20 protein-coding genes and 1 riboswitch are annotated in these 24,065 nt (G+C 53.9%); of the genes, 14 read left to right on the forward strand and 6 right to left on the reverse strand.

The window, feature by feature from the left end; genetic code table 11:
* Nucleotides 1-186 precede the first annotated feature (186 nt).
* Nucleotides 187-1,416, forward strand: coding sequence for an EAL domain-containing protein (locus ABIE64_RS12680; protein ID WP_063092175.1), 1,230 nt, complete (start codon nucleotides 187-189; stop codon nucleotides 1,414-1,416).
* A gap of 45 nt (nucleotides 1,417-1,461) precedes the next feature.
* On the opposite strand, the gene cobT is transcribed toward ABIE64_RS12680, so the two are convergent.
* Complete coding sequence (cobT, locus tag ABIE64_RS12685; protein ID WP_354377606.1) at nucleotides 1,462-2,493, reverse strand: nicotinate-nucleotide--dimethylbenzimidazole phosphoribosyltransferase; 1,032 nt, start codon at nucleotides 2,491-2,493, stop codon at nucleotides 1,462-1,464.
* Nucleotides 2,494-2,730: 237 nt separating this feature from the next.
* Here cobT and cobS point away from each other — a divergent pair, with 237 nt between their 5' ends.
* Nucleotides 2,731-3,483: an adenosylcobinamide-GDP ribazoletransferase gene (gene cobS, locus ABIE64_RS12690; protein ID WP_037989300.1), complete on the forward strand. Its 753-nt coding sequence runs from the start codon at nucleotides 2,731-2,733 to the stop codon at nucleotides 3,481-3,483.
* Between the two features lie 83 nt (nucleotides 3,484-3,566).
* On the forward strand, nucleotides 3,567-4,178 hold the full coding sequence (locus tag ABIE64_RS12695; RefSeq protein ID WP_341365288.1) for a histidine phosphatase family protein: 612 nt from the start codon (nucleotides 3,567-3,569) through the stop codon (nucleotides 4,176-4,178).
* A 76-nt stretch (nucleotides 4,179-4,254) separates the two neighbouring features.
* Here ABIE64_RS12695 and ABIE64_RS12700 read toward each other — a convergent pair whose 3' ends face one another.
* Complete coding sequence (locus tag ABIE64_RS12700) at nucleotides 4,255-4,830, reverse strand: hypothetical protein (RefSeq protein WP_354377607.1); 576 nt, start codon at nucleotides 4,828-4,830, stop codon at nucleotides 4,255-4,257.
* Nucleotides 4,831-5,142: 312 nt separating this feature from the next.
* Nucleotides 5,143-5,366: riboswitch (cobalamin riboswitch) on the forward strand.
* A gap of 60 nt (nucleotides 5,367-5,426) precedes the next feature.
* Between ABIE64_RS12700 and cobU the strand changes: the two genes are divergently transcribed.
* The 9 genes from cobU to ABIE64_RS12745 all read left to right on the forward strand — a co-directional run bounded on the left by cobU (nucleotide 5,427) and on the right by ABIE64_RS12745 (nucleotide 16,655).
* On the forward strand, nucleotides 5,427-5,966 hold the full coding sequence (cobU, locus tag ABIE64_RS12705) for a bifunctional adenosylcobinamide kinase/adenosylcobinamide-phosphate guanylyltransferase (protein ID WP_341365290.1): 540 nt from the start codon (nucleotides 5,427-5,429) through the stop codon (nucleotides 5,964-5,966).
* A gap of 32 nt (nucleotides 5,967-5,998) precedes the next feature.
* A complete protein-coding gene (cobW, locus tag ABIE64_RS12710; RefSeq protein WP_341365291.1) occupies nucleotides 5,999-7,039 on the forward strand; it encodes a cobalamin biosynthesis protein CobW in 1,041 nt (346 codons plus the stop codon).
* Between the two features lie 90 nt (nucleotides 7,040-7,129).
* Nucleotides 7,130-10,897, forward strand: coding sequence for a cobaltochelatase subunit CobN (gene cobN, locus ABIE64_RS12715; protein ID WP_354377608.1), 3,768 nt, complete (start codon nucleotides 7,130-7,132; stop codon nucleotides 10,895-10,897).
* A 199-nt stretch (nucleotides 10,898-11,096) separates the two neighbouring features.
* Nucleotides 11,097-11,783 (forward strand): hypothetical protein, encoded by a 687-nt coding sequence (locus ABIE64_RS12720; protein WP_354377609.1) that lies wholly within the window; start codon nucleotides 11,097-11,099, stop codon nucleotides 11,781-11,783.
* A 164-nt stretch (nucleotides 11,784-11,947) separates the two neighbouring features.
* Nucleotides 11,948-12,745, forward strand: coding sequence for an endo alpha-1,4 polygalactosaminidase (locus ABIE64_RS12725; RefSeq protein ID WP_354377610.1), 798 nt, complete (start codon nucleotides 11,948-11,950; stop codon nucleotides 12,743-12,745).
* Nucleotides 12,746-12,798: 53 nt separating this feature from the next.
* Nucleotides 12,799-13,425: a cob(I)yrinic acid a,c-diamide adenosyltransferase gene (cobO, locus tag ABIE64_RS12730; RefSeq protein WP_040061373.1), complete on the forward strand. Its 627-nt coding sequence runs from the start codon at nucleotides 12,799-12,801 to the stop codon at nucleotides 13,423-13,425.
* Between the two features lie 48 nt (nucleotides 13,426-13,473).
* A complete protein-coding gene (locus ABIE64_RS12735; RefSeq protein WP_354377611.1) occupies nucleotides 13,474-14,988 on the forward strand; it encodes a cobyric acid synthase in 1,515 nt (504 codons plus the stop codon).
* Nucleotides 14,989-15,180: 192 nt separating this feature from the next.
* Nucleotides 15,181-15,852, forward strand: coding sequence for a glutathione S-transferase family protein (locus tag ABIE64_RS12740; protein WP_354377612.1), 672 nt, complete (start codon nucleotides 15,181-15,183; stop codon nucleotides 15,850-15,852).
* On the forward strand, nucleotides 15,849-16,655 hold the full coding sequence (locus ABIE64_RS12745) for a class I SAM-dependent methyltransferase (protein ID WP_354377613.1): 807 nt from the start codon (nucleotides 15,849-15,851) through the stop codon (nucleotides 16,653-16,655). The genes ABIE64_RS12740 and ABIE64_RS12745 overlap by 4 nt, the downstream gene beginning before the upstream one ends.
* A 34-nt stretch (nucleotides 16,656-16,689) precedes the next feature.
* Here the strand turns inward: ABIE64_RS12745 and ABIE64_RS12750 are convergent, their stop codons facing one another.
* Both ABIE64_RS12750 and ABIE64_RS12755 read right to left on the reverse strand, forming a co-directional pair.
* Nucleotides 16,690-17,721 carry a substrate-binding domain-containing protein gene (locus tag ABIE64_RS12750; protein ID WP_007088368.1) on the reverse strand — a complete coding sequence of 344 codons (1,032 nt, stop codon included), beginning with the start codon at nucleotides 17,719-17,721 and terminating at the stop codon, nucleotides 16,690-16,692.
* A 72-nt stretch (nucleotides 17,722-17,793) separates the two neighbouring features.
* Nucleotides 17,794-18,606 carry a tetratricopeptide repeat protein gene (locus ABIE64_RS12755; protein ID WP_223304946.1) on the reverse strand — a complete coding sequence of 271 codons (813 nt, stop codon included), beginning with the start codon at nucleotides 18,604-18,606 and terminating at the stop codon, nucleotides 17,794-17,796.
* Between the two features lie 245 nt (nucleotides 18,607-18,851).
* Between ABIE64_RS12755 and ABIE64_RS12760 the strand changes: the two genes are divergently transcribed.
* Together ABIE64_RS12760 and ABIE64_RS12765 are read left to right on the forward strand one after the other, a co-directional pair.
* The gene (locus ABIE64_RS12760) at nucleotides 18,852-19,757 is read left to right on the forward strand and encodes an SDR family oxidoreductase (protein ID WP_354377614.1); all 906 of its coding nucleotides are present in this window, start codon (nucleotides 18,852-18,854) and stop codon (nucleotides 19,755-19,757) included.
* Between the two features lie 145 nt (nucleotides 19,758-19,902).
* Nucleotides 19,903-20,910, forward strand: a complete 1,008-nt coding sequence (locus tag ABIE64_RS12765) for a complex I NDUFA9 subunit family protein (protein ID WP_354377615.1) — start codon at nucleotides 19,903-19,905, stop codon at nucleotides 20,908-20,910.
* An 86-nt stretch (nucleotides 20,911-20,996) separates the two neighbouring features.
* Here the strand turns inward: ABIE64_RS12765 and ABIE64_RS12770 are convergent, their stop codons facing one another.
* Both ABIE64_RS12770 and ABIE64_RS12775 read right to left on the reverse strand, forming a co-directional pair.
* A complete protein-coding gene (locus ABIE64_RS12770; protein WP_158526691.1) occupies nucleotides 20,997-23,144 on the reverse strand; it encodes a methyl-accepting chemotaxis protein in 2,148 nt (715 codons plus the stop codon).
* Between the two features lie 114 nt (nucleotides 23,145-23,258).
* Nucleotides 23,259-24,044: a cobalt-precorrin-6A reductase gene (locus tag ABIE64_RS12775; RefSeq protein ID WP_354377616.1), complete on the reverse strand. Its 786-nt coding sequence runs from the start codon at nucleotides 24,042-24,044 to the stop codon at nucleotides 23,259-23,261.
* Nucleotides 24,045-24,065 lie beyond the last annotated feature (21 nt).

Below are 24,065 nucleotides of genomic sequence, written 5' to 3' on the forward strand. Positions count from 1 at the left end.
ATGACTTATCGTTTTTAAAAGTGGTGTTTTCGGCAAATATCGGAACGTCAGGAAATGACTGATTTTCGGGTTTGGTTTCAATTTGTCACAATGATAAATACATAAGCTGTTAACGGCCCGCGAACTATTGTATTTCAATCGGAACTTTCGCCGCGCGTTGCACATTGGAAAATCTGGTCATTCTGAATGTCTGAAAGCACGTTACCCTCACCCGAAGCCTTTTTGGTCGATTATGTGCGCCGTCTTGAGCGTCGCAAGGATGGCGTGGGGGCGGTTCATGTGCATTTTTCAAAGCTGCTGCCGTTCAACCGGCGCGATCATCATATCCGGACGGCAATTGCATCATTCGAAGAAATCGTTCCTGATGTGACCGGGCGTATTTTCACGCTGTCCAATCAGGATCTGATTTTCATCTTTGATGCGGCCGAGATTGACGAGGTCAATGCAGTCATCTTCCGGCTCAAATTCCTTTTCAATGATGATCCGCTGATCAGTGACGGCAAGGATGAAAGCGGTGCGCCTGCGACCTTTACCGACTATTTCGATGTCGCACAGCAATACAAGGATTTCCTGCATCTGACACAAACGCTTGTGCGCTCAAACGCCAACCGTCCGCGTCAGGTCAGCAAGGCGGCCGAGCGTCACAACGACAGCCCGATGCTTGAAGATGATCGTGCACCGCTGACACCCAAAATACTGGGGCGTATTGACGAAGCATTGCGCAGGGCCGATCTTTCGAACCTGATGCGCAGGCAGGCGATTTGTGCGGTTGTCGGTGATGCGAACCCGACGCCGGTTTTTCACGAATTGTTCATTTCGATCAAGGATTTGCAGCAAACACTGCTGCCCGATGTCAATGTTTTGTCCAATCGCTGGCTGTTTCAGCATCTGACGGAAATTCTTGATCGTCGCATGTTGTCGTTGCTGACACGCAGCAATGATGCATCGGTGACCGGTTCGGTCAGTATCAATCTGAATGTTTCGACCCTGCTGTCGCCGGATTTCCTGACATTTGACAGCAACGTCAAGGCAGGTCAGCGCGGAACCATCGTGCTTGAACTGCAAAAGATCGATATCTTTGCCGATCTTGGCGCATTCTTCTTTGCGCGTGATTTCTGCCGCGATCGTGGTTACCGGATTTGTATTGACGGGATCAGCCATCTTTCGCTGCCCTATATCAACCGCAACAAGCTTGGCGTTGATATGATCAAGATGATCTGGGACCCGGAAATGGAAAATCTGGACGAAGAGCACGGCAACGCCATGCGCGAAGCTGTGGCGCAATCAGGCGATACGCGCGTGATCATGTGCCGCTGCGATGATGAGCGGGCGATCAAATTTGGTCATTCGATCAATATCACCATGTTCCAGGGTCGCCATGTCGAGCATCTGCTGAGCGAGCGCACCAAAAAATAACGCCAGCAAACGGCCGGTACCTTTTTAATTCCGAAATCAAAACGATTACGCGTCGCGGCTTGTGACACCTGCCTTGGCAAAGGTTGCCATGCCGTTGTGGCATTCCGCCGATGCCCGCAATAGCGGAATGGCAAGGGCAGCACCCGATCCTTCGCCAAGGCGCATGCCAAAATCGAGAAGCGCCTGTTTTCCAAGCTTTTCGATCAGTCGTTTATGGCCCGGTTCGGCCGAAACATGCCCGACCAGACAATGGTCAAGGGCATCGCTGCGAAGAGTGCCAAGGATTGCCGCGGCTGCACAGGAAACATATCCATCAAGAAGAACCGGTACCCGTTGGTAACGCGCGGCCAGAATGGCACCGGCCATCGCGGCAATTTCGCGTCCGCCGACACAGCGCAGAACGTCGAATGCATCATGGAACTGATTTTTGTGCAGGATGATGGCATCCCCGACCACGCGTGTTTTGCGTTTAAGCGTTTCATCGTCGATGCCGGTGCCGCGTCCGGTCCAGTCGGCGGCTTCACCGCCAAAAAGGGCATAGGCAATGGCGGCGGCCGAGGTGGTATTGCCAATCCCCATTTCACCGGGGACAAAAAGGTCAATCCCCTTTTCGATGGCGCTCATGCCAAAGGCCATTGCTTCGGCGCAGCCTTCGTCATCCATGGCGGGTTCTTGCGAGAAATCGTTGGTCGGGATTTCAAGGGCGACTTCCATCACGCGCAGTTCCGCGTCAACCGTTTTGCAGATCTGGTTGATTGCCGCACCGCCATTGATGAAGTTTTCAACCATCTGCTGGTTGACCTCGGCCGGGAATGCCGACACGCCCTGTGCACAGACGCCGTGGCTTCCGGCAAAGACCGTGACACGCGGGCGTGTCATGTTCGGTCGTGAATTTCCTTGCCACCCGGCCAGCCAAAGGCTGATATCTTCCATCCTGCCGAGCGCGCCTGCGGGCTTGGTCAATTGTGGCTCGCGCGTACTTACGGCTGCCTGAGCCTCTGCATCGACACCGGGCAATTGGGCCATCAGGGTGCGGATTTCATCAAGACTTTGGGGGGGATGCTTGGGATCGAACATGGAAAATCTCCGGCTGGCGGACAAGGATGCAAAGCGTCTTCTGCTTGGCTTCTGTCGCGCCCATGATTAGTCTGATTGCGTGCAAAATGCCAGTTCGAATATCGGAACACACCCGTGAACAATGATCATAATCAAACCGGAATGAATTTGCAAAACCTTGATGATGATCAAGTTGATGCCAAACAGCCAGAAACCGGATCTGAATCAGAACCTGAGCCTGAAGCCCCCCCCAAGGGGATGCTTGCTGATTTTTGGCGTGCTCTTGCCCTGCTAAGCCGGATACCGGTTTTCATTCCATGTGACTTCAGCGCGCATGCGATGGCACGATCAGTTTGGTGCTGGCCGCTGGTTGGGTTGTTCATGGCCGGGATTGCGATCATTCCGGCCTACGTCATCGAGATTCTGACCGGCAATGTCATGATTACGGCCATTGTCGCGACTTTTACCCTGATCGCGTTGACTGGGGCGATGCATGAGGATGGCATTGCCGATTGTGCCGACGGGTTTGGCGGTGGATTGGACCGTCAACGCAAGCTTGAAATCATGCGCGACAGCCGGATCGGGACTTATGGTGTTGTTGCGCTTGTTTTATGCCTAGCGATGCGCATCGCCCTTCTGGATGCTGCGGGTGAAAGTGGCAGCATGGCCGCCATCCTGATTGTGATGGCGACACTATCGCGCGCGGCGATGCCGATTGTGACCTATGTGTTTGATCCGGCGCGTGAAGATGGTCTTGGCAAAAGTGCCGGGCGACCCGACATCAAAGTGGTGAGCGCGGGTATTGCCATCGCCTTGGTTCTGGTGGTGATTGTTGCGGGTGCGGTGACCGCGTTCATGTGTCTGATTGCCATGATGGTCGGGGCATCGGTTGTCGGATGGATCGCCCGGCATCAGATTGGTGGCCATACTGGCGATGTGCTGGGCATGACCCAAATCATCTCCGAACTGCTTGTCGGTATTGCATTTATCGCGATACTTCAGATTGCCTGATGATAAGATCATGAAAAGAACCGTTCAAAACCGAGCCCAAACCCGGGTCGTATTTTTCGACCGCATTTTTCCTTGGGGGAAGAATGGACAAAGCAGTGACAACCCGTTGGTGGCTTGTTCGCCATGCGCCGGTTCTCAACCCGGAACGGCTTGTCTATGGCCGAAGCGACATGCCGGTTGATCTTACCGATGAAAAGGCATTGCGTGCCCTGTCACGCCATTTGCCAAACGACGCGGTCTGGATTACGAGCCACCTTTCGCGCACGCTTGATACCGCGCTTAAACTTCTTGAGCTGATGGATGAAAACATCCTGCCGACGCGTGAAACCGGCTTTGCCGAACAGCATTTTGGCGCATGGGAAAAGAAGCACTGGAATGATCTTCCCAAAGGGGAAACCACCCGTTTCTGGGCCGATTTCGCGCGCCAGCATCCTCCGAATGGTGAAAGTTTCAGCGACGTTGTCGAACGGGTTGGGCCAATATTTGACCGGCTGACAAGATATTGGGCCGGGCGCGATATTGTGGCCGTTATTCACGGCGGGACGGTGCGCGCGGCCCTTGCCAATGCGCTTGGTCTGTCGCTTGAGGCTGCCTTATCATTTCATATTGATACGCTTGGCGTGACACGGATCGAACATATAAACGGCGTCGATCAGCCGGGCTGGCGGGTGACCGGGGTTAATCTGCGTTACTGATAAAAGGGGACTGGGCAGTACCCATCTGCCGATACCCTGTGGGGCTTGAATGAAATGCCACACAGGGTATCAGTTTTCAGGCGGATTTCCGTTGATCGTTTTCCTGCGCATCGACAAGCGCATATTCCGACAAAAAGCGATCTACCATATCGGCAGAGACATCGTATCTGCCACAGATTGACGCGACATCGTCGAGATAGGCTTCGTAGTAAGGAATAGGCCGGCTGCGCGATTTGCCGCGAAGCTCGTTGATTTCCGTAAAGTCGGATGCAAATTCCGGTGCTTCAATAACCTGAATGATCGTGTCGTCGATGATGGCGGCGGGTTTGCCTTTGTATTTCTTACCACAGGCTGAAAGCATTTTGCTGGCGGTCGGGATGGATATCCCAGGCTGGCCCAGAAGCAGTGACATTTGATCTTCGTCGAAATCGTCATTTTCGAACAATTCCACGAGTTTCGTCAGGTCACGGACCAGAAGCGAAAGCGCATTTACGCGGATGCCACGCGCATGCGACCAAATGATGGTCGCGACAACACCACAGGTCGGGCGGCTGGCATAAATGTTTCGAACATCACGACGCGCCAATGATATTTCACCATTTACAGCATGATGTTGCAGGAATTCGGGAAAGGATTGATCATTATAGCTCAATCTATCCAGCAGCCCGCGCCACATGTCTTCGCGTGATACGGTTTGCCAGGTTGTTGATTTCAGATTCCGAATTCGTTGAATTTGTTCATGAATTGCCATTTGATCAGCAAATTTCCAATTAACCCCAAGAAGTTTTTCCGAAACCGTTTGCGGTTTCGGCATCCGGACTTTGTTTGTTTTGTAATGTCCGGCGGTCACGCGGGCGGCTTTTGTCGGCTCTGATCCAACGTGACAAAATTATGTTCTCCTAAAGAATAACCGCCGACAAGCAGTCAATTCTTACAAATACTGACCTTATGGTTAGGTCGGAGTTTGGGCTTTGGTCGTGGGGGTAAAGCTGCTAGGTTCGGCGCTGCCGTTTGGTGATGGGAAACCGGTGTGATGCCGGTGCTGCCCCCGCAACTGTAACGGGTTGGGTGATCCGGGTGATGTGATGTCACAAGCCACCGGTAATGTTGATTTGCAGACAACATGCCGGGAAGGCGGATTGCTTTCATGCCCGCAGCCAGGAAACCAGCCATCGGTATCCCTGTTCGTAAGGATATGGGGTAACGCAATCCGGCCTCGGTGGGAGGTCAAAGCGAAGGAAGGCGGCTATGACCCATAATATGGCTGATAACAGCCAGTTTGCCGGGATCCATCTGATCCTTGGCGGTGCCAGATCGGGCAAAAGCCGGTTTGCCGAAAACCGGATCAACCATGCAGGCGGCGGTATTTATATCGCGACCGGCCGGGCATGGGACGAGGAAATGGCAAATCGCATCGAACTTCACAAATCATCGCGCGGCGAGATATGGCAAACGATTGAGGAACCGCTTGATCTTTTCGGTGTCCTGTCTGCCTGCAATCGCGACGGCAGCAAACCGGTACTGGTCGATTGTCTGACGCTTTGGCTGACCAATCTGATGCTGGAAGATCGCGATATCGAGGCCGAGTTTGACCGGCTTTGCGACCTTTTGCCGGAGCTGGATATCCCAGTTCTTCTGGTTTCGAACGAGGTCGGTTTCGGGATTGTGCCGGAAAATGCCATGGCGCGCAGCTTTCGCGATCATGCCGGACGATTGCATCAACGGATTGCCGAGCTTGCCGATCAGGTGACGCTTGTGGTTGCGGGCATTCCGATGTCGGTTAAATAGATCAGAATTCATAGATTTAAGGGTAATTGAATATGGCACAGCTTGGAAAAATTCCGGCAACAGTGATCACCGGTTTTCTTGGTGCAGGCAAAACCACGATGATCCGCAATATGCTGGAAAATGCCGGGGGTAAGCGGATTGCGCTGATCATCAACGAATTTGGTGATCTGGGCGTGGACCGCGAAGTGATAAATGGTTGTGGCATTTCGGGATGTGCCGAGGACGACGTTGTCGAACTTGCAAACGGTTGCATCTGTTGCACGGTGGCCGATGATTTCCTGCCGACCATCAAGGGCCTGATTGATCGCGACACGCCGCCTGATCATATCGTTATCGAAACATCAGGGTTGGCACTGCCAAAACCGTTGGTCAAGGCGTTCAACTGGCCGGAAATCCGTTCACGGGTCACGGTAGATGGTGTGGTGGCTGTTCTGGACGGGGCGGCATTGCGCGACGGGTTGTTTGCCCATGATCATTATGCGGTTCAGGCCCAACGCGAGGCGGATGATAATCTTGATCATGAAAGCCCGCTTGAGGAACTGTTTGAAGAGCAGCTTCATTGCGCCGATATGGTGGTTCTGAACAAAACCGATTTGCTGAGCGCTGCCGAAGTTGCCAAGGTCGAGGCAGATATCCGGGCCGAGCTGAAACGCCCATCGGTCAAGATCATCGCGACCGCGCATTCGAAGGTCGAAAATGCTGTTTTGCTGGGACTTGGAGCGGCGGCCGAAGACGATCTTGATAGCCGCCCCTCACATCATGACGATGGTCACGAACATGACCACGACGATTTTGAAAGCTTTGTCGTGTCACTTGACGCGGTTGACGATGCGGCCGTGCTTGAAAAACGCCTGATTGATGTCGTGCGTCAGTTCGATGTCCTGCGGATCAAGGGTTTTCTCGATATTCCCGGCAAGCCGATGCGCCAGGTTGTTCAGGGCGTTGGTGAGAGGTTCCAGCGTTATTTCGACCGGCCGTGGGCCGAAACCGAAACGCGCCGGTCGGAACTGGTGGTGATCGGCCTGCATGGCTTGGATCGCGGTGCCATCGAAGCGGCAATCAAGGCATCGTGACGTTTTGAAATTGTAAGATCATCCGGTCGACAACGTTGTGCGGGCGGATGATCTTGAACCAGCACACGATAAAAGAAACGGACATTTCCGATGCATCTGCTTGCCGCCCAGCCTGGACTTGTTACCGATGGAAGCGAAGCCGTCGATCTGGGGCAAAGCCCGGGCGATGTCGTTATCCTGTCGGCAGCAGAGTCCGAGCTTGCCTGTCTGGCCGGGGCGCAGGCGCGATTGCATTCAGCATTTGGCGACGCGACACCGTCGCTGCGATTGGCAAGTCTATTGCAGCTGGGTCACAACATGTCGGTCGATCTTTATGTCGAGGATGTTCTGACCGATGCTAAATTCATCATCGTGCGCATTCTGGGCGGGCGGGGATATTGGGAATACGGGATCGAACAGCTGGTCGAACTGGCCCGTCGCAACGACGTGCCGTTGGTACTGTTGCCAGGTGACGATCAACCCGATGCGGAACTGTTGTCGTTATCGACGGTAAAGGGTGCAACGTATCAGCAAATCTGGCGTTACCTGATCGAAGGTGGTCCGGGAAATGCTGAACATTTACTGCGTCTTATATATGAAAAATTGAACCCGTCTGTCAGTTGGGACTGGAAGCCGGCGGCACCCTTGGTCAAGGCAGGCCTTTATTGGCCGGGGAAAATCACCGCAAATCTCGAAGAAATTGAACAGAATTGGAAACAAAATCATACTGTTGTCTCGATCATCTTCTACCGTGCATTAATTCAGGCTGGTAATCTGGATGTAATTGATGCGCTGGTTGAGGAGTTGTTGGGTAATAGCCTCAATCCATTGCCTGTTTTTGTTGCCAGCCTCAAAGACCCGGTTGCGGCGGCCTTGGTTGAAGAATGGCTGGGGTCAACACGTGCGGATTTGATCCTGAACACCACCGGCTTCTCTCTTTCCGTTCCGGGTGTGGAACGAAAAGATGGGCCGTTTGATGTTGTCGATGCACCGGTTTTCCAGGTGGTGCTATCTGGCGGTGGTGAAGCATCGTGGCGGGATGGGGTGAACGGCCTTGCCGCGCGGGATATTGCGATGAATGTCGCACTTCCCGAAGTGGATGGCCGTATTTTATCGCGCGCCGTGTCGTTCAAGGGATCGGCGGGCAAGGATGCCCTGACCCAGATTGATCTGGTCAAATATATCCCGGTGCGCGATCGGGTGGCGTTTGTTGCCGAACTGGCGGCCAATTGGGTCAAATTGCGCAAGACGGATGCCCCGGTGCGCAAAGTTGCGATGATCATGGCCAATTATCCCAACAAGGATGCGCGCCTTGGCAATGGTGTGGGGCTTGATACACCGGCCGGGATGATTGAAACCCTTCGGGCGATGAAGGATGCCGGGTACAGGATTAATGAGCTGCCGGAAAATGGCGATGCCCTGATCGCGGCGGTCAAGGCCGGACCGACGAATGATTTCAAGTCGCTGGCGGATCGCACCGTTCGTGTGACGATCCCGGTTGCCGATTATCGCGCGGCATTTGCCGTCCTGCCCGCACGCATCCGTCAGCAGGTAACGGATGCCTGGGGAGAGCCGGAGAGTGATCCGTTTTATCTGCCGGATCGGTCGGCGATTGCCCTTTCGATCCTGCCGATGGGCAATGTTGTGGTTGGGCTGCAACCGGCACGCGGATACAATATCGATCCGCTTGAAAGCTATCATTCGCCCGATCTGGTGCCGCCGCATAACTATTTCGCGTTTTATATCTGGCTGCGCCATCATTTCGGGGCGCAGGCAGTCATTCATTTCGGCAAACACGGCAATATGGAATGGCTGCCGGGCAAGTCATTAGCGCTGTCGGAAGAATGCTTCCCCGAAGCCGTGTTTGGCCCGACACCGCATTTCTATCCCTTTATCGTCAATGATCCGGGGGAAGGCACACAGGCCAAGCGCCGTGCGCAGGCGGTGATCCTTGATCATCTGACCCCGCCTTTGACGCGAGCAGAGAGTTACGGACCCCTTAAGGATCTTGAGGCACTAGTTGATGAATATTACGACGCAGCAGCAGTTGATCCACGCAGATTGATCATCCTGAAGCGTGACATCCTTGAGCTTGCTATTCGCATCGGGCTTGACCGTGATTGCGGAATAGAGCCAGACGAGGACGAGGAAAGCGCGCTTGCCAAGCTTGATAACTATCTGTGCGAGTTGAAGGAACTTCAGATCCGCGATGGTCTGCATATCTTTGGTAAGGCACCGGAAGGCGATCTTTTGACCGATCTTCTGGTCGCACTAGCAAGATTGCCGCGCGGGGCGAGCGAGGGGTCGAAGGCGTCACTTCATCGGGCCTTGGCCGCCGATATCCTTGGTGATCCCGATTTTGATCCGCTTGATTGTGCCTTTGCCGAATTCTGGCCAGGAATTAGGCCCGAAATTCTTGCGCAATATGACGTTGGTGCGTGGCGTACCATGGGCGATACGGTGGAGCGGATCGAGCTTTTGGCGCGTGATCTGGTACGTGGGGAGGTGGTCGCGGATCAGGCATGGCAACGGACAATTGAAGTTCTTTCCGATATCGAAATATCTATTCGTCCGGCGGTGACAACCTGTGGCGAGGCAGAGATTGCCGGATTGCTGCGCGGTCTTGCGGGCAAGTTTGTCGAACCGGGGCCATCGGGGGCGCCAACGCGCGGGCGGCCAGATGTTTTACCGACCGGGCGGAATTTCTATTCGGTCGATACGCGCACGATCCCGACCCCGGCGGCATGGCAATTGGGGTGGAAATCAGCTGAATTGTTACTGGAACGGCATGTGCAGGATCATGGTGAATGGCCCGCAGCCCTTGGTCTTTCGGTTTGGGGCACCAGCAATATGCGTACCGGTGGTGATGACATTGCCCAGGCGCTTGCCTTAATGGGGGTTCGGCCAACATGGGACAGCGCATCGCGCCGGGTTACCGGGTTCGAGATTATGCCCGCATCCCTGCTGGGGCGACCGCGCGTTGATGTGACGTTGCGCATATCGGGGTTCTTCCGCGATGCATTCCCTGGCCTGATTGACCTGTTTGACAGTGCGGTACGTGCGGTCGCCGCGCAAACCGACGAAGCGCCTGATATGAACCCGATTGCGGTTCGGGTGGCGGCAGAAACGGTAAAGCTGTGTGAGGCCGGGGCCAATCCTGATCAGGCCAGAAAACAGGCGGCATTTCGCGTGTTTGGTGCCAAGCCCGGTGCCTATGGCGCGGGGTTGCAGGCAATGATTGATGAAGAGCTTTGGGAAGATGACGACGATCTGGCGGATGCCTATCTGGCGTGGGGCAGTTATGCCTATGGCAACGGGGCGGAAGGCGAAGCCGCGCGTGATCTGTTTGAAACGCGGCTGTCGCGAGTAGACGCGATTGTCCATAATCAGGATAACCGCGAACATGATTTGCTGGATTCCGATGATTATTATCAGTTCGAAGGCGGAATGACATCGGCGGTCCGGCATTTATCCGGCAAACAGCCGACGGTTTATCATAGCGACCATTCCCGGCCGGAAAGCCCGAAAATCCGTACATTGGAAGAAGAAATTGCCCGTGTGGTCCGGGCACGCGTGGTCAATCCGAAATGGATCAAAGGCGTAATGCGCCATGGTTACAAGGGCGCATTTGAGATGGCGGCGACGGTGGATTACCTGTTTGCCTTTGCCGCAACGGCGCGCTGTGTTGCGGATCATCATTTTGATCTGGTTTATGATGCGTATCTTGGCGATCGCGATGTGCGTGAATTCATCAGGGATCATAATCCCGATGCGCTTCGCGATATTCGCAACCGCCTGCGCGAGGCGATTGATCGTGGTTTGTGGCAGCCGCGCCGAAATTCCGTATCAGTCGATCTGATGGGGAATGGCGCGGCATAACCGGGCCTTAGACGTTATCGTAAATCACGAGAATTTTACCGTTGAAATGGATGGTCGGAACAAACCGGGCGGTTGAAACGTTTCGTTTTCGCACCATATCTCTTTTAACCAAGTGTTAATCTATTGGTTGAGGGACGGGGCACACCTATCGAGCCGATAACCGCACAAGACGGATCGGCAACAAAGTTAGGAGGCCACTATGGAAAGAACGAAACACGTTCGTTTGCCTGACTATCTGCGGACCCCTCTGCCGGTTCATGCCGGACATGCAGAAATTGTCGATTTCCTGCTTGCTGATGCCGACCTTCCTGACTGGTTACGTGCCGATTTGCACGGCCAGGGCCGTTATCGCCCGGCCCGCGGTGCGATCCGTTCGGTTCTTGACCTGCGTGAACGGTTTCACGGCGTTCATGCACCGGTCAGTATTGAAGAATTCCGTGATGATCTGGACGAACTTGCGCGCCATCTGCCGGGGCCGGATCAAACAACCATTGAAATTGATGCCAAGGTCCGGATTTACTGGCGTTACCTGCAAGGTGTTGAACGCCAGATATGGCGTGCAACCATTTCAAGGGCTCATGTGGCGTTAAATCATTTCCCGGTGGTTCGCGAATTGAAGTCACTGATTGCGGATGTGGTTTCGACGCGCAACTGGCTTGAGCGTCGGCTTGAAGTGATCGAAAAAAGCTTCCAGAAACCGGTTCATGCCCCGAATGATGCGGTGTGCAAGGCATTGCTTCGCCTGCGTCAGATGTCGCCGGGCGACCGGTTGCAGTTATTTAACAAGGCGCGGATGCGTCGCCCCGAATTGCGTAATACCGACATGCGTGAGCCTGATAAATGGGCCGATTTGGTGACCGGCGACCTTGGTTTATCGTCAGGCTGAAGGGCTAAAAGATATATCGATTGACCAAGCCCGGCGGGTTTCGGGGGATCGCACCCGTTACGGGTGCAAGAGCGCGGCTGGAAACGGCCGCGCTTTCTTTTTGGGTGGTTGTCTATTGCCTGCCAGACGGGCAAACTCAGAAAATTGATTTTCCGGGGGTATGGATGCGCGCGTTTGTTGCCGTTGCTGGTTTTGTTTTGCAATTTTCTGCAGGGGTCGGCATCGCGGCGGCGGATGACTGGCCAACGGTGCCGGACGGGCCGCTGCATTGGCAGTTGCAGGGTGACATTGATGTTAACGGCAATATCCGCGTAATCGATAGCGATCTGTTCGAAACGACGGCCGATCAGGTTCGGGAATGGCGCGCGGCCGGTATTTTCCCGATTTGCTATATCAATGTTGGTGCGGTCGAGGAATGGAACGACGATTACGGACAATTCCCAAAGGGTGTCATCGGGAATCCCTATTGGGGGTGGGAAGGTGAAAACTGGCTTGATATCAGCCGGTTTGACCAATTCGCCCATATTATGGAAGCCCGGCTTGACCTGTGTCGGGAAAAGGGTTTTCTGGCTATTGAGCCGGATAACATTGATGCCTATGAAGCGGATACAACCAACAAGAAAACCGGGTTCGATCTGACACGTTCCGATCAGGTTCGATATATCGGATGGCTGATTGAGCAGGCGCATGCGCGCGGGCTTGCCATCGGGCAGAAAAATGCTGCCGAACTGGTGCCTGATCTGATCGACAGAATGGATTTCTCCCTGCTTGAATCATCCTATCGGTTTGGCTTCATGGATGCTTTTTTGTCCTATGTGCAGATGAACAAGCCGGTCTTTGCCATTGAATATATCGAAGAAGGGGCCGATCCGGACCGGTTTTGCCCTGAAGCCCGCAAATACGGTTTTCAGGGTGTCATCGCGCATGTCGAACTGGATCGAAAACCCGAAAACTGTCCTTGATCCGGCGTACGCTTCGCCGCATTGTTCGGGCAGAAATGCAAAGGGATGAAGCAATGACCGACACCAACACGCCCGATACCGATCTCAATACCCGCCACGACGAAAAAATGAAGAAGATCAAGGCCGCGCGCGACAAGATGATGGCGCAGAAGATCGACAAAAAGGGCCTGATCATCGTTCATACGGGTAAGGGGAAAGGCAAATCATCGTCGGCATTTGGCATGGCGATGCGCTGTGTCGGGCACGACATGAAAGTTGGCGTTGTTCAGTTCATCAAAGGCGGCTGGGAAACCGGCGAGGCAAAGCTTTTGAAGAAATTCCCCGATCTTTGCGAATTTCACGCCATGGGAGCGGGCTTTACCTGGGAAACCCAGAACAGGGCGCAGGATGTGGCTTTGGCGCGTGAGGCCTTTAACAAGGCGCTTGAGATGATGCGTGATCCAAGCTTTGCCATGGTGATCCTCGACGAGATCAACATCGTTCTGCGCTATGATTTCCTGCCGCTTGATGATGTTCTGGCAGCCTTGGCCGACAAACTGCCCGACCAGCATGTAGTCCTGACCGGGCGTAATGCGCCTGATACCCTGATCGAGGCGGCAGACCTTGTGACCGAGATGACAATGATCAAACATCCGTTCCGCGAACAGGGCATCAAGGCACAGATCGGTGTCGAGTTCTGATTTGCGGTCTTGGCATACAGCCAGATAAAAGAAAGTTTTGAAACCGGAATGAGCGTGCGCCCTGTTCCTGCTTTGATGTTGCAAGGTACCGGTTCGGATGTTGGAAAATCCTTGCTGGTGGCGGGCCTGTGCCGTGCCTTTGCGCAACGGGGGCTTCGGGTGCGACCATTCAAACCGCAAAACATGTCCAATAATGCGGCCGTAACCGAAGATGGTGGCGAAATTGGCCGGGCACAGGCGTTGCAGGCGCGGGCGTGCGGTGTGCCTGCGTCGGTCCACATGAATCCGGTTCTGTTAAAACCCCAAAGTGAAATTGGTGCTCAGGTCGTGGTACAGGGCAAGGTCCTGACCAGTGCCAAGGCACGGGATTATTATCGGTTAAAACGCGATTTGCTGCCGCGTGTGGTGGAAAGCTTTGATCTGGTTTCTGCTGATGCCGATCTTGTGCTGGCCGAAGGTGCCGGATCACCGGCCGAGGTTAATTTGCGTGCCGCCGATATTGCCAATATGGGCTTTGCCGAGGCGGCCAAAGTTCCGGTCGTTCTGGTGGGGGACATTGATCGGGGCGGGGTGATCGCATCAATCGTCGGTACGCATGCCCTGCTGTCCGAGGGGGACCGTCACTGGCTGCGCGGTTATATCATTAACAAGTTTCGCGGCGATGTGTCGCTGTTTGAGCCTGCCTTGCAGATCATTCATGATCAAACCGGGCTTGAAAGTTACGGTATCGCAACATATTGGCAGGGGGCCAATCGCCTGCCGGCCGAGGATGGCGTGGCGCTTGAAAAAGCCGGGCGTTATGTGCGGTCGGGCGTGGATGAGAACCGGATCAGGATTGCAGTGCCGCACCTGCCGCGGATTGCGAATTTTGATGATCTTGATCCGCTTGCCGCCGAACGAGATATTGATCTTCTGATCATTAAACCGGGCGAAGTTATTCCTGCCGATATTGATCTGGTACTTTTGCCTGGCAGCAAATCGACCACATCCGACCTTCGTTTCCTGAAACAGCAGGGCTGGGATATTGACATTCTGGCGCATTACCGCCGGGGTGGCCATGTCGTCGGAATTTGCGGTGGTTATCAGATGTTGGGGCGCATGGTCCATGATCCCGATGGTATAGAAGGTGCGGCGGGATCAGAAGCCGGGCTTGGATTGCTTGACGTTGAAACCGTGATGGGCGGTGACAAGACGCTGCGTCAAACCACCGGGCTGGCGGGACTTGGTGGGGTTATGGCCGATATCCCGGTCAGTGGTTATGAAATCCATATGGGCGAGACAACCGGGCCGGATCGTGACCGAAGCTGGCTTTGTCTTGATGGCGGGATTATTGACGGTGCGCAAAGTGCCGATGGACGAGTTACGGGATGCTATTTACATGGCCTGTTTGGCAGTGATCCGTTCCGGTCGGCTTATCTGAGCGCGATCGTCAACCGGGACCGGAACAGTACCATCGATTTTGAAGCTGGCATTGATGCCGCCCTTGATGAACTGGCCGATCATGTTGGGGCGTGCCTTGATCTTGACGGGCTTTTGGCATTGGCACAAAGCCGGTCAGGATGACAGGATGACAAAAAGCGCAAGATTGGTGCTGTTTGGCGCGACAAAGCCTTTACATCGGCGCATTTGCGTGGTTTGAGAGAATTTGAAATTCCGGTCCTGTAATGAATGGCGCACAGACGCCATATGGTATCAAACTGCCATATGCGGCCCGGTTTGCAAAACGTTCATCCTTGGTTGGGTATCTTCAATTCCATGCGTCAATTACATCATTTCTGGCTATCACCGTTTTCGCGCAAAGTGCGTCTGGTTCTGGCCGAGAAGAAGCTTGAATTCGAGCTTAAGGCAGAACCTGTCTGGGAGCGACGCGATGCGTTTCTGTCGCTGAACCCGGCGGGCGAAGTGCCGGTTCTGGAAGAAGAAGATGGTACGGTGTTGTGCGATTCAACCGTCATCTGCGAATATCTGGATGAAGTTTATACCGACACGGCGCTTTTGGGTTCGGATGCCAAGGAACGTGCGGAAATCCGCCGCCTTGTTGCGTGGTTTGATGGTAAGTTCAACCGCGAGGTCACCGATCATCTGCTCGGCGAGAAGTTGTTGAAACGATTCTTTTCGACCGGGACGCCGGATACCAAAATCCTGCGCGCCGGGCGGACCAATGCGGCCTATCATCTGGATTATATCGGCTGGCTGTTTGAACGCCGGAACTGGCTGGCGGGGGAACATCTGACCATGGCCGATATTGCTGCCGCGGCACAGATTTCTGTCATTGATTATATGGGTGACATCAACTGGTCGAAACATCCGCGTGCCAAGGATTGGTATATGCGGATCAAAAGCCGCCCCGCGATGCGCGATATTCTGGCGGACCGGCAGGCAAGCTTCCCACCATCCCCGCATTATGCAGATCTGGATTTTGAATGACGGGTTCGTCGAAGGTCGACAGCTTTTACCCGCAAGGTGGCCTTAACGCCGCCAGCTACGACCTTCGTGCCGACCTTGATCGCAAATTATTCGAAGATCCGATCCCGTTTTATCGCGATATTGCCGTCAAATCCGGTGGCCCTGTTCTTGAACTGGGATGTGGCACCGGGCGCGTTGCCGCTGCCATTCACGAGGCCAGTATCGCGATTGAAGGACTTGATCTTTCCGATGCGATGCTGACCCAGGCACGGACGAAATATCCCGATATGGTCTGGCACAAGGGCGATATGTGCGACTTTGATCTGGGACGGAGATTTGCCCTGATCATCATCCCGTTTCGTGGGTTTCAGGAAATCACCGATGGCGAGGACCAGAAACGCTGCCTGATGACGGCCTTTGATCATTTGCTGCCTGGCGGGATGCTGGTTCTTGATCTGATTGATCCCGACCTTCAGTATTGCCTTCCGGAAGGTGATCCGGAAAGTGTTGAACTGCCGCTGTTTCCGATGCCGGAAGGTGTTGGAGCACAAGATAGCAGGTTGCGGATCACCGCAATGGAGCGAACAAGCGACCCCCTGACCCAGCGGTTTGAAGAACACTGGCGGTTCGAGGAAATCGATCCGTCAGGAAAGGTTCTGCGATGCGAGGATTGCTGGCATCACATGCGATGGGTTCATCGTAGTGAAATGCGCCTGATGTTAGAGATTTCAGGTTTCATTTCGGTGTCGGAATTTTCGGATTTCAAAGGCAGCCCGCCGCGATATGCTGCCAATCAGGTCTGGATGGCAAAACGACCGGACTGATGTCCGGCCGTTTGTTCATCCATTTTGCGCGGGCTTAGTTCCCGACGAATTTTTTTGCCCCGGCAAGGGCGTCGGCACGTTCATCATCGGGCAACGGGACCAAGCCATTTTCGGCAAGCAGGCCTTCCTCGCCAATCACCGTGTCCGAGGTATAGGTCGAAATGAACGAGCCAAGCGTTCTGACCAGTTGCTGGTGATCATCTTTAACATACAGGTAAAGGGCGCGCGATCCAGGATAGCTTCCGTCAAGGATCGTATCGTAATCGGGGGCAACGCCATTGATCGATACACCCTGCATGGTGTCGCGATTGCGGTCCAGGTTGTTGAAACCCATAATGCCGTAGGACTTCGGGTCTTTCTCAAGTTTGCTGATGACCAGACGATCATTTTCACCGGCAGCGATATAGGCACCGTCTTCGCGGATGGTGCGGCACAGAAGGCGGAAGCTTTCGGGGTCGCTGGCTTCGAGGCTGGCGATGTCACTGAAAGTTGCGCATCCCTTGTCCATGAGAAGCTGTCCCATAAGGTCGCGTGTACCCGATGTCGGCGGCGGACCATAGACGCGTATCGGAATATCGGGCAGGTCGGCATCGATATCGGACCATTTGACATTCGGATTGGGAACGCTTGCGCCCTGAACCGGGACAGTACGGGCCAGTGCCAGATAAAGCTGCCGTGCAGTCAATGACATGGTCGGTGCATTACGTCCTCCCATAAGCACGATGCCGTCGTAACCGATTTTTATTTCGCTGATATTGCGTACCGAATTGGCAGCACAGATGGCGGTTTCCGACCCGGTGATCTGGCGTGATGCATCGACAATATCGGGATATTCCGCACCGATCCCGCCGCAGAACAGTTTAAAACCGCCACCAGAACCGGTGCTTTCAACCACCGGGGCGGGTTCACCGGTGGTCTTGCCAAAATATTCGGCGACCTTGGTGGTCAGCGGAAAGATGGTCGAAGAACCGACAATTCTTATCTGGTCACGCGCCTGCGCAGTGTTTGCGGCAAGCATCATGGATATGGACGCGGCGATGGCGGTCGTGGCAATCAAACGACGCATGGGGTCCCCCGGCTGAAAATCTGGCGATATGGTCCCGAAACCGACGGGCACATATCAAGTACGGATCAGAACCTATTCCGATCCGGTTTGAACATCCATCTTTTCTATATTCGCTCTTGCCGCATCAGCGACAGGGGTTCCGTTTGAATTTTCTATGACAGTTAGATAATCCTGACGCGCAAGGTCATTGTCTTTGTTGATCCGGTGCAGGTTCGCACGTTCAAAAAGCGCCTGAATATTTTGGGGCGAGAGTTCCAGCGCGCGTTGAATATCGGTCATGGCAAGGTCGTATGTTTCAAGCATGCGCCACGCCGTGCCGCGATAAATCAGTGCTTCGACATTGTTTGGATCAAGATCAAGCGCATTGTTAAGGTCATCGATTGAATCCCAATACTGACCGGCCATGCCAAGTACCATTGCCCGATCAACCCAAAGGGTCGGATCGTTTTTAACAATGCCAAGTGCGCGGGACTGGTCGCGCCAGGCAAATTCCAGATTTCCCGCCATCATCCAGCTTTGTCCGGCCTGGGCCAAAAGCCCGGCGACAACCTGTTGCGGGGATGTGCTTTCATCGGCAAGGGCATCAAGACGGGTTGCGGCTTCTTCGTATTTTTCAAGTGCAATCAGGGCGACCGCAACGCAATGTTTCGCCGGTTCACCGCCGCCCATATCGCGCCATGCGATGGCGCTTTCAAAACCGTCTTCGGGTTTCAGGCGGGCGAGTTTCAGGCAGTCCTGATATTGTTTGGCGTCCTCCGCGCTCATATCCGTGCCTTGCGCCAAGGCTTGCCTTTGCAGGCCGAGCGAAACCAGAACCATGCCAAACAAAGTCATCGTAACAAGGGATGATGCGCGCAGGGTTTTGCGTGCAAGCAGTTCAGACATGATGGGCCTTTCAGTTTGGCGTTGGTTGCAAGGCGGATCGATAATGATCAGCATAGGCGGCTGTTGTCGATTCTGATCTGACCAGAAGCCGTTTATAAGGGCCGCATTGCAAATCATGAAAGCGGCAAGAAAATGATTGTGATTTCAAAGTTTCCGAAAACCGACCGGAAAGCTTTTGTCATGCGCGTTCAGGGCCGATAGTGTTCCACACACAAAGATAGTCGCCCCGGCATATGGATTTGATAATGACCGAAAAGCTGTTTTGCTTCGGATTGGGATTTTCAGCGCGCCTTGTCGCAAATCAGTTACGCGAAGAAGGCTGGGAAATTGCCGGTACCACGCGTAGCGCAGAAAAGGCCGATAAACTGCGCGGAGAGGGGATCGAGCCGCACATTTTTTCCGATGACAAGCCGGTTGCCGATATTCGCGATGCCTTGAAAGATGTGACACATGTCCTGATTTCTGCACCGCCGGGTGGAAATGGTGATCCTGTTCTGGCCCATCATGCCGGTGATCTTGCCGCGCTGCCGGGTGGTACATGGATCGGATATCTGTCGACAACAGGTGTTTATGGCGATTACGACGGTGCGACCGTCACCGAAGATGACGACCTGATGCCAAGCGGCAAACGTGGTCGCAGACGGGTGGCCGCAGAAAAGGCATGGTTCGATCTGGGGCAGCGTCATGATCTTTGTGTGCAAAGTTTCCGATTGGCCGGGATTTACGGACCGGGACGTAATGCTCTGGAAACGGTTCGATCCGGATGGGCGCGGCGGGTTGTAAAGCCCGGACAGGTTTTTTCACGTATCCATGTCGAAGATATTGCACAGACGGTTCTGGCATCCATCAAACGTCCGAATGCCGGTGCGTCTTATAATGTGTGTGACGATGATGCCGCTCCTCCGCAGGATGTGATTGCGTATGCCTGTGGTTTGCTGGGTATGGACCCTCCGCCGGAGGAAGATTTCAAGACGGCATATCTGAGCCCAATGGCTGCAAGCTTTTATGAAGATAACAAGCGGGTTGCCAATGACCGGATCAAAGCCGAACTTGGTGTGAAGCTGCGTTTTCCCGACTACAAGGCGGGTTTGCTGGCGCTCCATGATGAAATATTGGCCAAAATCAATGGGGGCGGGACACATGCGCTTTAAAAGCGCATTGTTGACGCACCCTATGGGTCGTATATAACCGCTTAGGAATTTTGATCGGGGCCGAATTTGGCCCTGATGGTACCCAGCGCCGGATCGTGATGGCGGGATCATCGCGACATTACCGACCGGCAAGGAGAGAGCAAGCATGGATCGTCGTATCGTAACCGTTTTTGGCGGCACCGGATTTGTCGGGCGTCATATCGTCAAGCGTCTGCTTGAGCGCGACTTTATCGTCCGCGTTCCGACCCGCAGCTTTGAGCGCGTCAAGAAACTGAAGCCGATGGGCTATCTTGGGCAGGTGGTTCCGGTGCATTGCGATGTCCGCAATGAAGAGTCGCTCAAAAGCGCGATCGAAGGTTCGGAAGCGGTGATTAACCTGCTGGGCATTCTGTATCAGCGCGGCAGTAGCAGTTTCATGAATATCCATGTCAAAGCGGCCAAGCGTATTGCCGAGGAAGCCAAGGCATGCGGTGTGAAAACCTTCCTGCATATGTCGGCGCTTGGTGTGGATAAGAACCCGCATGCGCTTTATGCGACTTCGAAACTGGCTGGTGAAAAAGCTGTTCGCGCAGCCTTCCCGGATGCGGTGATTTTCCGTCCGTCGGTTATCTTCGGCCCGGAAGACAATTTCCTGAACCAGTTTGCCACCATGGCGCGCTATTCCCCGGTTCTGCCGGTCATTGGTGCGCCGGGCTTGCCGAAGGTTGAACTCGACAAAGGCAAGGTCGACATGCTTGGCGATGGCGGACCGAAATTCCAGCCGGTCTATGTTGCCGACGTTGCCGAGGCATTCGTGACGGCACTGGTCGAAGGTAAATCTGCGGGTAAAACCTATGAACTGGGGGGGCCGGAAGTCTATAGCTTCATGGGACTCCTGCGCGATATGCTGCAGATCACCCGCCAGCGCGCCATTCTGATGCCGGTGCCGTTCTGGCTGGCGTCGATCAAGGCGTTTTTCCTGCAATTCCTGCCAAAACCGCTTTTGACCCCGGATCAGGTTCGTCTGCTTAAAACCGATAATGTCGTGTCTGACGGTGCCGAAGGTTTTGCCGAGCTTGGCATTACGCCCAACAGCGTTGAAGCAATTGCGCCGACCTATCTGAAGCGTTTCTGTCCGCCGCGCAAAAGTGGTGAGTTCCGGCGTTTCGTCTAATCACTAAATCTTTCAGAACTGATATTAAAACCCCCGCCGATCATTTCGGCGGGGGTTTTTGCTGATTTCAGGCATTCTCAAGCAGCCTAACCGGCGCGAACACGGGCTACAAAGCTGTTGGCTTCGTCTTGCAGACGATGGGCCTTTTGCAGAAGCTCTTCGGCAGTGTTGCGGGTTGAACCTGACAGTTTCTGAACCGCCTCGGCGGCACGTGATACATTGAGCATGTTTTCAGACACGTGACGCACACCGTTGGCGGCTTCTTCCGATCCGCTGGCAATCTCGGCCGTGGCAGAACCCTGTTGACGCATGGCGGCTGCGATCGAGCTTGAGATCGTATCGATTTCGCCGATAGTCCGGGCGATGGTCGAAATCATCTCGACGGCTTCGCTGCTGACCGAACGCATTTCTTCGATCTGCTTGCCGATATCCTCGGTCGCGCGCTGGGTTTGGGATGCCAGATTTTTGACCTCGTTTGCGACCACGGCAAAACCCTTGCCGGCGTCACCGGCTCGCGCGGCTTCTATGGTAGCGTTAAGGGCCAGCAGGTTGGTTTGGTCAGCAATGGTCGTGATCAGTTCAATGACTTCGCCAATGCGATTTGCCGTGTCAGACATCTGGCGAACGGTTTCATCAGATTTGCGGGCTTCGGAAACGGCAGCGCGGGAAACTTCCTCTGCCTTGGAAACCTGTCGTTCGATTTCGGCAATCGATGCAGACAGTTCCTCGGTTGCGGACGAGACCGAGCTGACATTCTGAGATGCATTCTGGGATGCTTCGCTGACTTCGATTGCGCGGTGAACGTTGTCACCGGCGTTATGTGCCATGTTGTCGGCGGCATCGCGCATGTCACCAACCTGGGACAGCAGTTCCGTGACCAGCCCATTGACGGAGCTTTCAAAGCCGTTCGCCATTTCCAGCAATGCTTCGCGACGTTGTTGTTCCGCACGAATTTCTGCGGCTTTGTTTTCTTCCCGAAGACGTTCTGCTTCCTTCGCGTTTTCCCGGAACAATTCGACTGCCGATGCCATATCTGCAATTTCGTCGCTGCCATGATCGGTTACCGGTGTTTCAAGGTCGCCTTTGGTCAAGCGATCCATGGCAACGTTCAATCCGATCAGACGGGCCAAAAGGTTGCGTTGGACATAAAGCCATATGATCAGTGCAGAAATAATCAGTGCTGCGGTCGCAACCCCGATCATGATGTTTTTCGCAATGCCGATGGTGGTTGTAACCCCCTGATTGGCATCGTTGATTTTCGCGCGCATATCTTCCAGAAGTTGTTGCGCGGTTTGGGCCATTTGTTGGGATGTCTCTGTTGTTTGTGTCAACAGATCGGTCAGCAAAGCTTCGCTAACGAATTCGTTCTGACGCAAATTGAACAGATTGTTACTGCCGTTCGATGTCAGACCATTTGCAATTGTTTCAACCGACGATCTTGCCGTTTCGCGATCTTCATCCGACGGAATTTCATCTGAGCCACTTTGCATTTGGGGGATAAGCGGCGTTGATAAATTCTTGATCTTGTCTAGTTCTTCGGGGCTGCTTGCCGTGAAAGTCATGCGGGCCAGTGCGGGAATCTTAAGTGCCACCGCGCGCAGTTCCAGCATGTTCTTTGTTGTTGGCGCGTCCTCTCCGCGAAGCGTATTCAGCGTTTGAAAGACTTCTTTGGTTTTCTCCGGATTGCGGACCAGGCCATATAGCTGGCTTAAGTTGTTTTCCAGATTGCTGTTCGCCATGTCACTGGCGCTGATTGTGATCGATTCAATTTCATTCACGGCGCGAATGATGTCACTCATGATAAGTTGACGCGTTTTCTGCGTGTCAAATCGTGACTTCATGATATCGGACAAGCTATTAATATTATTGATCATCTTCCCTGTTTGTTGGGAGAATGAGCTTAGTATTTCGCCATCAATATCGTATCTGGCCAACTCGGCGATTTGATCGTTCATGCGATTTTCGATCATGCCGAGTGCTTTGGTCGTGTTTTCCAACTGTGCTTCTGATTGCGCAGTTGTGACACGACGCGCCATGCCGGTGACGGCATCGCTAAACGCGCTTAGTTCCTGGCCGGAAATCAGGGCCGGGATAGCTTCTTCTGCTACGACTTTTTGCTGTTGTTCTGTAATTTGGAAAGAAAAAACCGCTAGGGCGGCGGCACATACAGCGAGCAAGGCGATTGGCACAATTGCCAGCATCAGCCTTCCGCGCAAACCAATTTTGCCGGTCATGACAATTCCCATTAAAGGATTTCAGGGTGTCGGCGGCTTATTTTGCCCTTCTCGACTGTTGTTACTTGGACCGCCCTGAAAGGTCCAAATCACGAGAAGAAATATCTTTTTGAGTCAGTGTTTTGCAAGCGTATTTCTGATTTTTTCTATTATTTCTTGTATTTTCTCTGCTTGTTCAACCGGAGCTGCACCGGGCCGTTCAACCATGATGATCGGTATGTTCAGTTCGCGGGCAGCCAGAATCTTGGCTTCGGTAGCATCACCGCCGCTATTTTTGCTGACAATGACATCGATTTTGTGGCGTTGCAGAAGTTCGATTTCCCCTTCGACCGTGAAGGGACCACGGGCAATCAGCCATTCACCCAGAGTCAGATTGAATGGATCTTTGGGAGACTCGACAGTCCGCACAAGCAGCCATGTTTTTTCCAAGCCTTCGAAATGGGCAAGATTCTTGCGTCCGCTGGCGATCAAGGCGCGTTTTCCGTGTTCGGGCAGGATTTGAGCTGCCTCTGCGAGGCTTCTGACGATGATCCAGCGGTCTTTATCCGTTTTTTGCCATGCTGACCGCTGAAACTGAATGCAGGGTGTCGCCACCGCGTGACAGGCTTGGGCAATGTGGCTGGATATCTGTGTGGCATAGGGGTGAGTTGCATCGATCACGAGATCGATTTTTTCCGAACCCAGACAGGATATGATGCCTTCGGCTCCGCCAAAACCACCAATGCGGACGGGGATGCCATCCGGTAATCTTGGGGCACTGGTACGACCGGCAAGAGAAAGCTGCAGACGCACATCTGATCCGAATTCCTGTAACAGGTCAGCAGCGATACGGTTGGCATCCCCCGTGCCGCCAAAAATAAGAATGTTCAGCGGGGTTTCTGTGTTTCGAGGGGGAGTCATATGTTGCGGGCCTGTTCTTGT

The organism is Thalassospira sp. MBR-102 (assembly GCF_040549275.1).
In the GTDB taxonomy this organism is placed as follows: Bacteria; Pseudomonadota; Alphaproteobacteria; order Rhodospirillales; family Thalassospiraceae; genus Thalassospira; species Thalassospira xiamenensis.